Below are 12,752 nucleotides of genomic sequence, written 5' to 3' on the forward strand. Positions count from 1 at the left end.
GTCTGAAGCGGTGGAGGCGGTCGGCTGAACGGCGTTAGCAGTCAGCCTGCGTCAGTGTTTTAGTTTCGCGCTTCAGAAAATAACAGTGGTTGCCGGCCGCTAGCTAACGGTCGGCACCGATTTTTTCTAGATTCCGCCGCCGTCGTCGAACGCTTCGCTGCGGTTTTTAGCCTGGGTAATGTTGCTGCCCGGCGGGACGCTGCGCGTCAGCCAGACGTTGCCGCCGATGACCGAACCTTTACCGATCGTGATGCGGCCCAGGATCGTGGCGCCGGCGTAGATCACGACTTCGTCTTCGACGATCGGATGGCGGGCGTTGCCTTTGAGCATGGCCCCGTTTTCGTCGGTCGGGAACCGTTTGGCGCCGAGCGTCACGGCTTGGTAGAGCCGCACCCGCTCGCCGATGATTGCCGATTCGCCGATCACTACCCCGGTCCCGTGGTCGATGAAAAAGCTCCCGGCGATTTGGGCGCCTGGGTGAATGTCGATGCCGGTCGTCGAGTGGGCGACTTCAGCGATCATCCGCGCCAGCAGCGGCGCGCCCAGACCATGCAGCACATGAGCGAGGCGGTGGTGGGTGATCGCCGTGACGCCGGGGTAGCAGACGAGCACTTCGTCGACGCTACGGGCCGCGGGGTCGCCTTGGTAGGCGGCGCGAATGTCACTTTCGAGCAGTTTCCGGACCGAGGGCAACTGAGACGCGAACTCGCGCGTGATCGCGATCGCCGTTTCGCGGATCTCGGTCGGGTTCGATTCCAAGGCGGCGGAGAATTGCAGTTCCCGCCGCACCTGCTCCAGCAACTCACGCAGGGTTAGATCGAGCGTGTTGCCGACGAAGTAGTCGACCCCTTCGTTCGTCAGGTCGGGGAGCCCCAGCCGGTTTGGGAAAAGAGCCGCCGAGAGGCCTTCCAGAATGCCAGCGAGCGCTTTCTGCGAGGGGAGCTTCGCGGGTCGATCGCCGAACCGCCGGCCTGGGGCCGCCATTCGCAGCGACCGTAATTGCGCAACAATCGAATCGATATCCCAATGCAGCGCATGGGACTCGTGTTCGACCGCCTTGTCCGGAAAACTGTTCATAGTTGGCAAGCCGACGCCGGTGGGCGGCGGCACTGCATCCATTCGCGTGCGTGAAACGAAAAAAGCCGGCGACCACCCTCAGGGCGATCGCCGGCTTCCGGTTTTTCCAGTCAGCGCAAGCAAGCTCTTCTATGTCTGAAGCGATCAACTTAGCGATCGCGGCGGCGCAATGTCAACCCAATTCACGCCATCGACCACGCTTCCCGCACGCATCGCCGCTTGCCGTGTAGCGCCGCCACGCAGACGACTCAAGCTTCCGATCCGGGGCGTCGAGGCCGTCACATTTGCTTGGCTGAACAAAGCACGCCGCGTTTCGTGACATCAGCCGCTTGGCGCCTATTTCTTTGCGATGTCGTAGCAGAGCAACACATCTTGGTCGCGAACGTAAAGCTTGCCGTTGGCAATCACCGGATGAGCCCACGCCGGGACGTCGGTGCGATCTGGCGGGTCGAAGCGCCCGACCTCAACATACTTTTCCGCGCTCGGCTGGATGAGGAGCATCGTGCCATCTTCCGTGCGGTAGTAGAGCCGTCCATCGGCGAATGCGATCGAGCCCTTGCCGACGCGGGTTTCGCCGCGGCGCTCGTCCCACAGCACGTCGCCATTCTCGACGTCGAGGCAGATGAGATTGCCGCCGCCGTTGCCGCCGTTGGCGCCGTAGAGGCAACCCTCGAATAAAATGATGCCGCCGTGATGGTTTTGCATCCGGTTGGTGAAGTAGACCTCCTCGGCCTCGATTTCGCCGTTGGATCCCTTGCTAAGCTTCGCCAATCCGCCGCCAGCGCCGTAGGCCGAGGCGGCGAAGACCGTGCCGTCGTGATAGAGCGGCGTCGTGCAGTTGATGCCATTGCGGTTGGCCGGTTTCGCATACTCCCACAGGAATGTGCCATCAGAGGCGGCGACGCCGATGAGCGCCTGCGCCGTCAGCTGCACGTATTGCCGCTGCCCCTCGAAGTCGATCGCGATTGGCGAGGAGTAAGCCGCCTTGGGGCTGCCTGGCGCCTGGCTTTTCCAAATTGTTTCGCCAGTCAATTTGTTGAGCGCGACGAGCGTGGCATCCTCGCCGCCAGGCGTGCAGATCAGCCGGTCGCCATCGATGAGCGGCGACTCGCGGAAACTCCACATTGGCGTCGTCCCGCCGAAGTCGTCCACCAAGTTGCGATTCCAGACGATCGTGCCGTCCGCCGCGCGGAGGCAGGCCAACTCGCCGCCCATCCCGATGACGTAGAGTAATTCGCCGTCGACGGTGGGGGTGCCGCCTGGCCCTTCCTTCGACTGCGGCATGCGTTGCTCGACGGCTGGGCCAATCGCTTGCTCCCATGCGACTTTGCCGTCGGCCTCGTTGAGCGCCCAGGCAATTTCCTCGCCATCGCGGGCGCTCATGCCGTAGAGCCGTCCCGCGGCGATGGCGGGGGCGCTATCGCCGCCGCCTAGATTGTCGACGCGCCACGCGAGGGGCGGGCCGCCCGCGGGCCATTCTTGCAGCAAGCCTTGCTCGGTCGACATGGCGTTCCGATCGGCGCCCTGCCACTGCGGCCAATCAGCGGCCGTTGCAGTAGCGGTGCACATGCACGCGGCGGCAATGCTTGCCACCACGCACAAGAATCCGATCGAACGATCGCGCGGACTGCGAGATTTGTTGAAGGCGATATGCCTCATGTTGCACCCAATCCTCACAACGAAGCAGTTCATTTCAAGTCGCACGCCCGCGGTCTAAAGCCCCGTCATCTTCTCAAGCTTTTCCGGATAGCGCGTGCCCTGCACCGTGATCTTAGCTGCCGCGGCGTCGATTTCATCCAGGTCGCTCTGTGAAAGTTCGACGGCTGCGGCTCCGAGATTTTCTTCCAACCGATTCAACTTGGTTGTACCTGGAATCGGCACAATCCACGGTTTCTGAGCGAGCAACCAGGCGAGCGCAATCTGTGCGGGCGTCGCCCCCTTTCGCTCGCCGATAGCGCTGAGCAAATCAACCAACGCCTGATTCGCCTTCATGGCCTCGGGCGTGAACCTCGGCAGCATGTTGCGGAAGTCGGCGCAGTCGAGCTTCGTCTCTGCGTTCATGGCGCCGGTGAGAAATCCCTTCCCGAGCGGGCTGTATGGCACAAAGCCGATGCCAAGTTCTTCCAGCGTGGGAATGACCTCTCGCTCCGGCGTGCGCGTCCAGAGCGAGTATTCGCTCTGCAGCGCGGCGAGCGGCTGCACCGCGTGAGCCCGCCGGATCGTCTGCACGCCTGCTTCCGACATGCCAAAGTGTTTGACCTTGCCCGCTGCGATCAGTTCCTTCACCGCGCCGGCGACGTCTTCAATCGGCACCGCGGGATCGACGCGATGCTGATAGAACAGGTCGATCGTCTCGATCTGTAGCCGCTTGAGTGATTCCTCGGCGACCTGCTTGATATGCTCTGGTCGGCTGTTGAGCGCCGGCGCCCCGCCAGGACTGCGGAAGTTGATCCCCTCGCGGAGATCGAATCCAAACTTCGTGGCGATCACCACCTGCTCGCGATAGGGCGCGAGCGCTGGCCCGACAAGTTCTTCGTTGAGGTAGGGGCCGTAAACTTCAGCCGTATCGAAGAAGGTGACGCCGCGTTCCACCGCAGCGTGCAGTAGCGACGTCATCTCCCGCTGATCCTTCGGCGGGCCGTAGGAAAAGCTCATTCCCATACAGCCGAGACCAATGGCTGAAACTTCGAGACCGCTGTTGCCAAGCTGGCGAGTTTGCATTGCCTTCTCCCTGTGATCGTGAGCGCGAACGAGCGACCTGCTTGGGGTTCATCCAGCGCGGTACTGCTCGTCTGAGACCTGTTCCAACCAATCCGCCGATTTGCCGTCAAGCATCTCAACGATGGCGATGTGAGTCATCCCTGTAGCCGCCGTGGCGCCATGCCAGTGTTTCTCGCCGGGCGGAAACCAGACGACGTCGCCCGGTCGAATCTCTTCCACCGGGCCCCCTTCACGCTGCGCCCAACCGCAACCGGCCGTGACGATCAGCGTCTGGCCGAGCGGGTGCGTGTGCCAAGCCGTGCGAGCGCCCGGCTCAAAGGTGACGTTAGATGCGAAGATCCGCGCCGGTTCCGGAGCGCCGACGAGCCGGTCAAGGCGAACGGCGCCTGTGAAGTATTCGGCCGGCGCCTTCGCGGAAGGCTGCGTGCCTACCCGAGTGATGTTCATGGGACAATCCTTCTGAGTTGGGCTGGCGGAAATCCCCAGCTTACTCCGCCTTGAGCGACGCCATATCGATCGAGAAGCGGTACTTCACGTCGGAGTTGAGAATCCGTTCGTAGGCTTCGTTTACCTTCTGAATCGGAATCACTTCCACGTCCGACGTAATGTTGTGCTCGCCGCAGAAGTTGAGCATCTCTTGCGTCTCGTCGATGCCGCCGATCGGCGAGCCGGAGAAACTGCGTCGCCCCATGATCAGCCCGAACACCCCGACGGAGAGCGGCTTCTCCGGGGCGCCGACCATCGTGATGTTGCCGTCGCGAGCGAGCAGTTGGATGTAAGCGTTGATGTCGTGCTGAGCCGCCACCGCGTCGAGGATGAAGTCGAAGCTGCCGGCATGCTTTTGCATTTCATTCGCATTCTTCGAGATGACGACTTCGTCGGCGCCGAGTCGAAGCGCATCCTCTTTCTTGCTCGGCGAGGTCGTGAACACGACGGTGTGGGCGCCGAAGGCGTGGGCGAACTTCACCCCCATGTGCCCCAAGCCGCCCAGGCCGACGATGCCGACCTTCTTCCCCTTGCCGACGCCCCAGTGACGCAGCGGCGAGTAAGTGGTGATGCCGGCGCACAGTAGCGGGGCCGCTCCGGCGAGATCGAGGCTCGCGGGAATGCTGAGAACGAAGTGCTCGTCGACGACGATCGTGTCGGAGTAACCGCCGTACGTGACCGGAGCCGTGCCATGCTTGTCGGGGCCGCCGTAGGTGAGGACTTGGCTTGGGCAGAATTGCTCTAGGCCTTCCTTGCAGTTCGGGCAGGTGCGGTCGGAATCGACCATGCAGCCGACGCCCACGAGGTCCCCCGGCTTGTGCTTCGTGACCGCCGAGCCGACCTTTGCGACGCGCCCGACAATTTCGTGCCCCGGCACGCAGGGGTAAATCGCCGGCATGTCGGCGTTCCACTCGTCGCGGGCGTAATGCAAATCGGAATGGCAGATGCCGCAGAACAGGATCTCGATCTGCACGTCGTGGTCGTTCGGCGTGCGACGCGGGATGCTGGCCGCGGCGAGGGGCGAGGTTTTGCTGGTCGCGGAATAGGCTTTAACTTGGAACATCTTCAGCTTCCTGAGCGGGGTTCGTCGGGGGCAGTCGAGCGAGGCGCCGTTGATTGATGTCCCGTCCAGCGGGCTCGCAGCGGAACCGGCCATTTCCTCGGCACTGGGCCAATTCTATGGCGAACATTGGGGGAGGCGATCGGACGATTCTCGCAGATGCTTGTACAATTCTCTAAACAGCCCGCGGAGCCAGCCAATTGCCGATGCTTGCTTAGTAAGATGCCCTCATGAATCACGACCTTAGTCCCCAGCTTGCCAGCCGCGTCGCGGCCGATCTCGCGGAACTCGCCGAGCGGATCTCCGCCGCCTCGCACGAAGACGGCGCGATCGAGCCGCAGCCCGGCGTGTTCTTCTACCGGAAGTCGCACCCCGGTGAGCGAGTCCATAGCGTGTGCGAGCCGGCGTTCTGTTTGATGGCCCAGGGGAGCAAGGTCGTCCTGCTCGGCGACGAAACGTTCCGCTACGACCCCGCTCGCTACCTGATCACCACGATGCAACTGCCCGTCACGGGCGAAGTGGTGGAAGCGTCGCCGGAGCGTCCCTACCTCGGCTTTCGTCTGACGCTCGATCCCGCAATTGTCACCTCGGTGATGGTGGAGTCGGGACTCGTCGACGCTCGCAGCGACGGCAGCGCAAAGGCAGTTGACGTCGGCCCGCTCGATCCCGACTTGCTCAACGCCACGCTGCGGCTGGTGCGACTCGTCGACAAGCCAAGCGAGTACCGCGTGCTAGGCCCGCTGGTGATCCGCGAGATCGTCTATCGGCTGCTGACGGGAGCGCAGGGCAACCGCCTGCGGCATCTGGCGACGCTTGGCGGCCAATCGCATCGCATGGTTCGCGCGGTCGAAATCATTCGCGACAACTTCGACAAGCCGCTGAAAATCGAAGCCGTCGCAAAGGAACTCTACATGAGCGTGTCGGGATTCCACGCCCACTTCAAAGCGGTGACGGCGATGAGCCCGCTGCAGTACCAGAAACAACTGCGGCTTCAAGAAGCGCGGCGACTGATGCTCAACGAAAATCTCGACGCCGCCCAAGCCGGCTATCGCGTCGGGTACGACGATGCGTCACACTTCAGCCGTGATTATAAGCGGAACTATGGCGAGCCGCCGATTCGTAACATCGAACGGCTGCGCGAGTTGAGCGAAGCGATTTCGGATTGAGATGTTTTCGCGATCTTACGGCAGATTCAATCGCAAACTCATGAAGCCGCACATTGACTGAAATTGTGAGGTCCGCTCCCCTTGAGGGGGAGGGAGCCACAGCATTCATCAAGGAAGCGCTAGTGCTACTCCGCACTCGCCGCTTGCTTTGCGGCGCGCTTCTTCCCTTTGCCGCCGCGATTCTTATTCGCCTTACCGGCCTTATTCCCCTTGTTCTTGCCAGCCTTCACCACCGGCTGAGCCTTCGTCGGATCATTCGCCGTCGGCAGCGGAGCGTTGATCTCCTGGCGCCATGCCTTCAGCTTCTCGTGTAGTTCCTTGGCCTTCTCCGGATTGCTCGCAGCGAGGTTGTTCTTCTCGCCGATGTCCTCGGTCACGTTGTACAGCTCAAGATGCCCGTCCTCGAAGTACTCGATAAGCTTCCACTCGCCGTCGCGGATGGCGCCGCCGGGAGTGGTCCGCCAGGTGTCGCCGCTCGCGCCGAGGTAGCCGGGGAAGTGCCAGAAGAGCGGCTTGCCGCGCTCCAGCGGCTTTTCTTCGGTGAGAAGCTTGGCGTAGCTAACGCCGTCGAGCGGGTAGTTCTCCGGCAATTCGCCGCCGGCGAGTTCCACGAGCGTCGGGTAGAGATCGACCGAGTTGATCGGCGTCGCCTCGGTGCGGCCCGGCTCAATCTTTCCCTTCCAGCGGAAGACGTAGGGTACGCGGAAGCCCCCTTCATACAGCGTTCCCTTGCCGCCCTTGAGCGGCGAGTTGTCGGTGATGCCGTTTTTCTTATCGAGACCAATCGTGTCGTAGCTGCCGACGCCGCCGTTGTCGCTGCTGAAGATCACCAGCGTGTCATCGTCGAGGCCGAGTTCTTCCAATTTCGCGACAATGCGACCGACGCTTTCGTCGACGCTGTACAGCATGGCCGCGTAACGCGGATCGTGATGTCCGCCTGCCGCCGGCTTGTCTTTGAACTTCGCGACCAATTCTTCCTTCGCATCGTACGGAGCATGCACGCCGTAATGCGGGAGGTAGAGATAGAACGGCTCGTCCTTGTGGCGTTCGATGAAGTCGACTGCCTTATCGCCCAAGAAGTCGGCGAGGTACTGGTCATCGGGGTGATCGGTCTGCGGATCCGTCGCGAAGTCGAAATGCTTGCCTTGCGAGACGATCGCTTCGTCAAAGCCGCGTTTGTTCGGGTGGTGGGCGGCGTCTTTGCCGAGGTGCCACTTGCCGAACATGCCGGTCACGTACCCGGCCTTCTTCATCGAGTCGGCGAGCGTGACCTTGTCGAGCGGCAACTGGACGACGTTGTCGACCGGGCGAAGCGGGCGCTTCGACCAGTCGAAGCGGTTGATGCCGCCGACCGTATAGATGCCGGTGCGCGGACCATACTGACCGCTGTTGAGGGCGGCCCGCGTCGGTTGGCAGTTCGGCCCGCAGGTGTAGCCGTTGGTGAAGCGAGCGCCGTCGGCGGCGAGCTTGTCTATGTTCGGCGTTTCATGGTACTTGCTGCCGTAGGCCGCGACGTCGGAGTAACCCAAGTCGTCGGCCAGAATGAAAATCACGTTTGGTTTCTTCGCCTCAGCGGCTTGAGCTGAAGCGGAAACCGCGAGCAGCGCGAAGACGCCGCTCAGTAAAGCAGTAGTGTACGTCCGAAATTGAAAAGTCATTACTTAGCTCGCTGCTTGCGTTGTTGATTGCGTTGCTGGTTCCGGTTCTTCTTCATTTTCTTCCCCTCGGCGTTGTGTCCGTCGGGCCCACCGGAGATGTCGGGAAGATTCGTCGTCGGCAGGTACTGCGAGAGTTCTTTTTTTCGCTCCGCGAAGTTGGGATCCTCGGCCAGATTCTTGTACTCGTAGGGGTCGGCCGTTTCGTCGTACAGCTCTTCGTCGCCGTTACGGTAACGGATGTACCGCCACCCTTCGCTGCGTACAGAGTGGTTCCCTTCTTCCTGCGTCGTCACGGCAGGCGTGTCCCATTTGGCTTTGGGATCGGCGAGCAGCGGGCGGATCGACTTCCCCTGTACGTGCTCCGGCGTCTCGATGCCGGCTAGATCGGTGAGCGTGGGGTAGATCGACATGAAATCGACCGTCCGCTCGCTGACGCTACCGGGCTTCGTCACACCGGGAACTTTCCAAATCAGCGGCGCGCGGGTCGCTTCTTCCCATAATGCGAACTTCCGCCAATGCTCCTTCTCGCCGAGGTGCCAGCCGTGGTCGCCCCAGAAGACGACAATCGTGTTGTCGCGGTACGGGCTCTTTTCGAGTTCATCGAGCAGTCGGCCGATCATGGCATCGGAATACGAGCACGCGGCCAAGTAAGCTTGAATCGCTTCCTTCCACCGACCTGAGTCGACCATCTGCTTGTGGTCGCCGTCTGGTCTGGCCATCTTCACGCCGGCGGGCGGAATGTCGCCGAGATCATCCTCAATGTGCGGCGGCAGCTCGATTTCATCAAGCGGGTGCATGTCGAAATACTTTTGCGGCACGAACCACGGCATGTGCGGCTTGTGCAGCCCGATCGCCAGGAAGAACGGCTTGTCGTGCTCTTTCTTCAACTCGTCGATGCCGTACTGCACGATCTTCCACTCGCGGAGGTCTTCGTCGTTCGCATCGACGGCGCCGAAGCGAATGCCGCCGACTCCCTTGCTGCCAGTTGGAATGGGATCTGTGCCCGATTCCTTCAGGTAGTCGTCCCACTCCGCGGGACTGCGGTAGGCTTCGTGATAAATCTTGCCGGCGCCGGCGACGTAGTAGCCGGCGTTGCGAAAGGCCGAGGCGAGGTGGACCTTGTCATTGAGTACCTTCCGCCAGTCGTCGTTGTTGCCGTAGACGCCGGTCGCATCGGGGCGAAGACCCGACATGAGGGCCGTGCGCGATGGATTGCACGAAGGCGCCGCGCAGTAGCTGCGGGTGAACGACACACCCTGCTGGGCGAGCCGATCGATGTTCGGGGTAATCGCCTGACGGTTGCGACCGAGATAGCCGACCCAGTGGTTGAAATCGTCGGCGGCGATCATCAACACGTTGGGACGCGAGGGTTTGTCTTCGGCGTGGGAGGCGGCCAGGTGGGACAAATTGGCCGCAAGGACCAGGAGGAGGGCGATGGCTAAACGTGGCATATCAACTGATGTCGTGGACAAGGGAATCGGAATCGACGGAAGGAGCTGAAAAGGCTTCAACTATGATACTCGCTTGCCGTTGGGGGCTCCGTCAACCATGAGCCGCCAACGCGCGTTTTGATGAAACTCCGACCCCAGTTACGCCGACTCTTGCCGGGGCGCCCATTCTTAAAGAATTACTGACTTTCCTTAAGCAGATCGGACACGGCTGACCTGCGGGAAACCCGCCAATGACGGGCAGCCGCTCCTGCATCCCTGCCAGAGCGGCTGCCGCGTGGTGGGAGTTACTGTCCAGTGGCCGTGGCCCCGGCTTGGGCCGCTCGCTTCCGCCGAGCCTGCTTGCCGGCGCCCTTGCGAATCTTCAGCTTTTCGGGATTGCCGTTCGGCTCCCAAGCGGCCGGAATGTTCTTCTCATTCCACGCTTCCCACTCCTTGCGGAGCTCAGCCACCTTCTCGGGATGCTTCGCGGCGAGATCGTTCGCTTCGCCGATGTCTTCGCTCAGATTAAACAGCCGCGGCTGCGGACCATCGATCCGCGACGCTACGAGCTTCCAATCCCCCTTGCGGACCGCCCACTGCTCACCCAACCGCCAGAACAACGCGTCGTGCGGCGCTGCTTCGTTCTTGCCGGTGATGTACGGCAGCAAGTCGACCCCCTCGAGTTGCCAGTCAGGATTCACGGCAACTCCCGCGGCCGCCAGCGCGGTCGGGATGATGTCGAGCTGAATGATCGGGTTCTCGTAAACTTGGCCAGCCGGAATTTTCCCCTTCCACTGAGCGTAGAACGGTACCCGCACGCCACCCTCCAGCGTCGTCATCTTGACGCCGCGGAGCGGCAGATTGCTCGAAGTCGTTCCCTGCGTCGGGCCGCCGTTGTCGGCGAGGTAAATCACGAGCGTGTTCTCTTCGATGCCGTTGTCCTTGAGCGACTTCAGCACGTCGCCGATCGCATCATCGGTCGCCGACAGGATGGCGGCGAAATGCTTCCGCTTCTCGTCCTTGATCTCCGGAAAGCGATCGAGATACTTTTGCGGCGCTTCGAGCGGAGCATGCTGCGCGTTGAACGGCAGGTACAGGAAGAACGGCTCGTCCTTATGCTCCGTGATGAACTCGACGGCCCGCTTGCCGTAGGCGTCGGTCGTGTAGAACTCCGGATCTTCGACCCGCTTCGGATTGTCCGAAATCTTCGAGTCGACGAGCTGCGGATGGAAGAACGGCGTGTTGGCGAGCGTGCCGTAGAATTCGTCGAACCCGCGCTTCGACGGACGGAACTTTTCATCCACGCCAAGATGCCACTTGCCCACGACGCCGGTGGCGTAGCCGGCCGACTTCAAATAGTCAGCGATTGTCTTCTGATCGACCGGCAACCCGGCGTTCGGCTTTTGCGGCGGGTTCCATTCATGGCCGAAGCGCGTCTGGTAACGGCCCGTCACCAGGCCGGCTCGCGTGGGGCTGCAGTAGGGCCCGGAAACATAGCCTTGCGTGAACTTCACGCCATTGGCGGGAATCGAGTCGATGTTCGGCGTCGGGATCTGCTTGTTCCCTTGAGCGCCGAGTTCGCCCCAGCCGAGGTCGTCGGCGAGGATGACGATGACGTTTGGTTTCTTCGCGTCGGCGCCATGCGCCGTGGTGGTGAGCCCGAACGCGGTGATTGCTACGGCGGCGATGGTCCGCGTGAGCTGGAGTGCAAATCGTTTCACGTTTGAGTTCCTGGATTGCCGGAAGCTGATGCGAGTCAGAATGATGTAGTTGACCTTAATGTAACTGAACCCCCAGCGGGGCAATGAGTGTTGGGCGGGTAGCAACCAGTGTGCCAATTCGTACAATTTTTAGTTCCCTTCCTCTCCTCAAGGCTCTATTTGGGCGAGTAACTGCCGGAGGAGAGCCAGCTGGCCCCGAAGATAGCACGGGGGCCCGCGCCCAACGGCGGGACTACCGTGAGTATTGCCAGCGGGAAGTGCGCGGCGGTTGCAACTCAGCGGTGCTCCAGCCTGCTGCCATGAGACTAACGGCTTTGCGGCCTTTTCCGAGGCATGGCGGCCAGACTTGCGAAGAAACGCCGTTACGCCTCCAGCGCTCATCCAGTCTTCGCGGAAATAAGTCGATCTCGGCAATGTGCTATCAGCCGTTCAGCAGGTTTCAGGCGGGCGCTGTTGGGAGGACGACCTATTCTCGAAGGAAACGCCGATCCTGCAGCGATATGCGGCGAAGGCTGGATAGCCATCAACATGTGACGGTGCATCCGCGTCCGAGTGAAGGTCGATTTCGTTCTTTGAGTTCTGCGAAGCGTTCTACGGAGTGGAGCGAATGGCAACAAGCGGCGAAGCGAACGAAACCGTCGGCGCCACAACGTGGGCTACTCTGGGTAGCAGAGTCGCTGCGGCGCTAGTAAAGCGGCGCGTTCCGCTCACTTCTGCGTTCTTCGTCGCAATGGTCGCATTGGGGTTCGCGGCGGGCGTTCAGCCGCGAGATTTGACAAGCCTGCAAGATCCTCAGACGCTTGCCGGCCTGTCGTTGGTTCTGGCCGGAGCCGCCATACGCTCGTGGGCTGCCGGAACATTGCGCAAGCATGCGGAATTGACGACCGTCGGACCCTATTCGTTGATGCGGAACCCGTTATACGCCGGATCGATGATGATGATGGTGGGATTCTGCGTGCTCGTGGGGCAATTCAGCATGGCGTGGGTCGTCGCCCCGATATTCACTCTTCTCTTCGGCGTTGCGGTGATGCATGAAGAAGCTAAGCTTCGCGCGCAGTACGGGGCTGCTTGGGATTCTTACGCAAAGTCCACTCCACGGGTCATTCCACGCCGCCTGATCGTTCACGCCGGCGCCTGGAGCCTGAAGCAGTGGAAGAAAAATCGCGAGTATCAAGCAACCTTGGCGGCATGCTTGGGGCTTGTTCTCATCCAAGCGTGGCAAATTCTGTAGTGAGTTGGCGTGGCGTCGGTTCCGATTTCGGCGCTCAGGACGAAGGGGTGGCTTGGGCGGTGCGGAACGCGATGCAATTGGACGCCCGATTGTTTCGACGCCACTCGTAATTGTTCTCGCGAGGCCGACTGAGGCCGTCCACACTCGCCAGTTCACAGCACTCCTTGCAGTGCCAATTCTGCACCGGCGTTGAGGATGACGA

The 12,752-nt window shown here is 61.5% G+C and carries 10 protein-coding genes; 2 read left to right on the forward strand and 8 right to left on the reverse strand.

What is annotated here, in order from left to right:
• Nucleotides 1-126: 126 nt before the first annotated feature.
• The 5 genes from epsC to ACQY7R_RS27785 form a co-directional block, all read right to left on the reverse strand.
• On the reverse strand, nucleotides 127-1,077 hold the full coding sequence (gene epsC / locus ACQY7R_RS27765; RefSeq protein WP_428308781.1) for a serine O-acetyltransferase EpsC: 951 nt from the start codon (nucleotides 1,075-1,077) through the stop codon (nucleotides 127-129).
• 336 nt (nucleotides 1,078-1,413) lie between these two features.
• Nucleotides 1,414-2,736, reverse strand: coding sequence for a PQQ-binding-like beta-propeller repeat protein (locus ACQY7R_RS27770; RefSeq protein ID WP_428308782.1), 1,323 nt, complete (start codon nucleotides 2,734-2,736; stop codon nucleotides 1,414-1,416).
• A gap of 54 nt (nucleotides 2,737-2,790) precedes the next feature.
• Nucleotides 2,791-3,798 carry an aldo/keto reductase gene (locus tag ACQY7R_RS27775; RefSeq protein ID WP_428308783.1) on the reverse strand — a complete coding sequence of 336 codons (1,008 nt, stop codon included), beginning with the start codon at nucleotides 3,796-3,798 and terminating at the stop codon, nucleotides 2,791-2,793.
• A 48-nt stretch (nucleotides 3,799-3,846) separates the two neighbouring features.
• Nucleotides 3,847-4,245, reverse strand: a complete 399-nt coding sequence (locus ACQY7R_RS27780; protein ID WP_428308784.1) for a (R)-mandelonitrile lyase — start codon at nucleotides 4,243-4,245, stop codon at nucleotides 3,847-3,849.
• Between the two features lie 40 nt (nucleotides 4,246-4,285).
• The gene (locus ACQY7R_RS27785; RefSeq protein WP_428308785.1) at nucleotides 4,286-5,347 is read right to left on the reverse strand and encodes an NAD(P)-dependent alcohol dehydrogenase; all 1,062 of its coding nucleotides are present in this window, start codon (nucleotides 5,345-5,347) and stop codon (nucleotides 4,286-4,288) included.
• Nucleotides 5,348-5,574: 227 nt separating this feature from the next.
• Between ACQY7R_RS27785 and ACQY7R_RS27790 the strand changes: the two genes are divergently transcribed.
• Nucleotides 5,575-6,510, forward strand: coding sequence for an AraC family transcriptional regulator (locus tag ACQY7R_RS27790; protein ID WP_428308786.1), 936 nt, complete (start codon nucleotides 5,575-5,577; stop codon nucleotides 6,508-6,510).
• A gap of 125 nt (nucleotides 6,511-6,635) precedes the next feature.
• Here ACQY7R_RS27790 and ACQY7R_RS27795 read toward each other — a convergent pair whose 3' ends face one another.
• From ACQY7R_RS27795 to ACQY7R_RS27805, 3 genes are all read right to left on the reverse strand, one after another.
• On the reverse strand, nucleotides 6,636-8,168 hold the full coding sequence (locus ACQY7R_RS27795) for a sulfatase (protein ID WP_428308787.1): 1,533 nt from the start codon (nucleotides 8,166-8,168) through the stop codon (nucleotides 6,636-6,638).
• On the reverse strand, nucleotides 8,168-9,619 hold the full coding sequence (locus tag ACQY7R_RS27800) for a sulfatase (protein ID WP_428308788.1): 1,452 nt from the start codon (nucleotides 9,617-9,619) through the stop codon (nucleotides 8,168-8,170). Before ACQY7R_RS27800 ends, ACQY7R_RS27795 begins: the two co-directional genes overlap by 1 nt.
• 284 nt (nucleotides 9,620-9,903) lie before the next feature.
• A complete protein-coding gene (locus ACQY7R_RS27805) occupies nucleotides 9,904-11,319 on the reverse strand; it encodes a sulfatase family protein (protein WP_428308789.1) in 1,416 nt (471 codons plus the stop codon).
• 607 nt (nucleotides 11,320-11,926) lie between these two features.
• Here ACQY7R_RS27805 and ACQY7R_RS27810 point away from each other — a divergent pair.
• Nucleotides 11,927-12,550, forward strand: coding sequence for a methyltransferase family protein (locus ACQY7R_RS27810; protein WP_428308790.1), 624 nt, complete (start codon nucleotides 11,927-11,929; stop codon nucleotides 12,548-12,550).
• Nucleotides 12,551-12,752 lie beyond the last annotated feature (202 nt).

This window comes from Lacipirellula sp., from assembly GCF_965279485.1.
Classification (GTDB): Bacteria; Planctomycetota; Planctomycetia; order Pirellulales; family Lacipirellulaceae; genus Lacipirellula.

What these genes read in the sequence shown, in the direction of transcription:
- ACQY7R_RS27795 (WP_428308787.1), bottom strand. Translation starts at nt 8,168, where the DNA reads ATGACTTTTCAATTTCGGACGTACACTACTGCTTTACTGAGCGGCGTC.
- ACQY7R_RS27780 (WP_428308784.1), bottom strand. Translation starts at nt 4,245, where the DNA reads ATGAACATCACTCGGGTAGGCACGCAGCCTTCCGCGAAGGCGCCGGCC.
- ACQY7R_RS27785 (WP_428308785.1), bottom strand. Translation starts at nt 5,347, where the DNA reads ATGTTCCAAGTTAAAGCCTATTCCGCGACCAGCAAAACCTCGCCCCTC.
- ACQY7R_RS27800 (WP_428308788.1), bottom strand. Translation starts at nt 9,619, where the DNA reads ATGCCACGTTTAGCCATCGCCCTCCTCCTGGTCCTTGCGGCCAATTTG.
- epsC (WP_428308781.1), bottom strand. Translation starts at nt 1,077, where the DNA reads ATGAACAGTTTTCCGGACAAGGCGGTCGAACACGAGTCCCATGCGCTG.
- ACQY7R_RS27790 (WP_428308786.1), top strand. Translation starts at nt 5,575, where the DNA reads ATGAATCACGACCTTAGTCCCCAGCTTGCCAGCCGCGTCGCGGCCGAT.
- ACQY7R_RS27770 (WP_428308782.1), bottom strand. Translation starts at nt 2,736, where the DNA reads ATGAGGCATATCGCCTTCAACAAATCTCGCAGTCCGCGCGATCGTTCG.
- ACQY7R_RS27775 (WP_428308783.1), bottom strand. Translation starts at nt 3,798, where the DNA reads ATGCAAACTCGCCAGCTTGGCAACAGCGGTCTCGAAGTTTCAGCCATT.
- ACQY7R_RS27810 (WP_428308790.1), top strand. Translation starts at nt 11,927, where the DNA reads ATGGCAACAAGCGGCGAAGCGAACGAAACCGTCGGCGCCACAACGTGG.